Origin of the sequence: Thermanaerothrix sp. (assembly GCA_026417795.1) — a bacterium.
Classification (GTDB): Bacteria; Synergistota; Synergistia; order Synergistales; family Synergistaceae; genus Thermanaerovibrio.
Window position 1 is genome coordinate 1 of the sequence record JAOACP010000075.1, and the last position, 2,293, is coordinate 2,293.

The window sequence follows — 2,293 nt, forward strand, 5'->3', positions numbered from 1 at the left end:
ATCCCCAATACACGCCCCGAAGAGAGCTTCGCCATGTACTGGTCGTAGTTATCCACAAAACAGGAACGGTCAATAAGCCCCTTCGCGTTCATCTCATTCAGTTTCTTAAACCACCGCTTCGAAATGTCTAATCCTAAAAACACCTTCGCATCAAAGGTTTTTTTATCCACTATCACATTCCCATCGTTGGGGTTCCCCGCCAAAAAGTTCGGAGGATTTATCAAACAAAAGGCACGCCAGTCATAGGTAAGAATCGTAAATCCTATCGTCGGTAGCCCATTAATTGTGGGGTACTTCTTCGCGTACTTCTCAATCAAGTCAAAATACTCATCCAACGTCTTGATCTTCGGATACCCAAACTCCTTTAACACCGCCTTCTGAATCCATAAGGCCGATTCACTGTAATAGGAACTCTTGTATTCCCCTGTAATAACCCCCCAGTTCGGAAGGCAATAAATATGCCCATCATCTTCCTTCATCTTCTCCCACACCGCCGCATATTTCTTCTTCAAATTGGGCCCGTACTTCTCAATCAGATCTTCTAGCGGTATCAGCGCCTTCGCCTCAATAAACTTGGTGCTATCTACTTCTATCAAGTCAGGATAATCCTGGGCCGCTATCATCGTCCCTATCTTTTGATCCTTTTGCCCCACCGCAATGTCCCACGTAAAGGTCACATTGAACTTTTCCTTAATCCACTTGTAGATCTTGTTGTCCGGCGGCGGTGTTTGTTGGGGCTGAATCGTAAACACCGAAATCGTAATCGGATAATCCTCCGGTTGACCGCCAGCAGCCTGGGGGCCCTTATTTTTCTGTTGACATCCCAAAAGGAACACCAGACTCATAGCCCCCAGCACTAGTCCTAATAACCAGCGCTGTCCTACGCCTTGCTTCATAGATATCCTCCTTAAAATTTTCTTTATAGTAATTCCCGCCTTCTTCGCTAGGATTACTACCAAGACAATATAAAACGATTTTTATATCAATTTATTCGTTATATATTGTTCTTACCTGTTCTTTTCCCATTATATACCGGAAAAATTGAATCTGGCAAGTTTTTTATCATAAAAAATGTAGTATATCAGATAAAAATGTACACTCTACGCAACGATAAGAGAGGTATCGTGCACCCGAAAGAAGAAGATTAAAGTAAGAAAGAAGATTAAAGTAAGGAAGACATTAATTATCTTTTACATTGTAAAAAAATAGCCACAACCGAATGTGGTGGTAACTCTACCGTAAAAGAGATTTCTCCCTGCGTTTCTTGTTCTTGGATTGCTTTCTGTGACAGTACTGAAGATGTTATAAGGGTTTGAATTTGTTCTTCTGTAAGATATATGGGTTTTCCCATTTCTTCCCATACTTTCCGGGGGTTCCCATGGTTTTCATCGATCCGTTCTACAAGGATTTTTTCTATCTTTAAATGGCCCTTTACAGTAATAAACACATCCTCTGTATGTATAGGAGAAAGGGGAATTTGATGATTTGTAAGGATCACAACCAAACCTTTTTCATTTTTTGTCGCCACCCAATCAACAGTGGGGCTTGGGTTCAGTACTTCCCCCGAAAGACGGGTTTCCCCTAGCCGAGAAAGGAGTTGAAAAGCCCTATACGAGGGTTTGGGGATTCCATGAATCGTCAATAAGCCAAACCCTCCATGGAATGGTAAAGAACTAAACCCACATTCTTCAAATATGTCAGAAAAGGTCCAAAAAGAATAACATCCCAAAGGTACATCCATGATATCAATAAGCGTTTTAACAATAAAGGCCGCATTATAGGGGATATCATGATAGTAGTCCCGCGGACTCGGCGAATTATTCCATTCGGTATAATACACAGGGAAAGGAGCCGCATCTTCTACAACTTTTTTGGCCCTCCAGGCCAGTTCCCCCCTTTGTGCTTTAGCCATCCGTTCTTCCATGTTAGTACCCAAACTAAAGGCCAAATCGGTGGGGTAATGATGGGTCGAAATGAAATCAAGGGGAACATCCCTTGTGGCACAAAATGCCTTTAATTCAGGAACCCAGGCATCAATAGCTGTAGCAGGACCTCCTACTTTAAGCTGGCTATCTACCTCTTTTATTGCCCGGGCTGCATATTCATATAACGTAAAGTAATCTTCCTGGGTGCCGGTCCAAAACATAGAAAGATTTGGCTCATTCCATACCTCAAAAAACCAACGCCGAACCTCTTCCCGTCCATATCGATCAACCAGATGGTGGGCAAGGGCCTTTATAAGGTGGCCCCATTCTTCGTAAGAACGGGGGGGAGTGATATTTCCTTTATAATG

Annotated in this window: 2 protein-coding genes; both read right to left on the minus strand. The window is 42.7% G+C overall.

The window, feature by feature from the left end:
* Nucleotides 1-896: extracellular solute-binding protein (locus N2315_09045; protein ID MCX7829320.1), on the minus strand; the 896-nt coding region annotated here is incomplete at its 3' end.
* A gap of 287 nt (nucleotides 897-1,183) precedes the next feature.
* The coding region (locus N2315_09050; protein MCX7829321.1) for a hypothetical protein at nucleotides 1,184-2,293 on the minus strand (1,110 nt) is incomplete at its 5' end.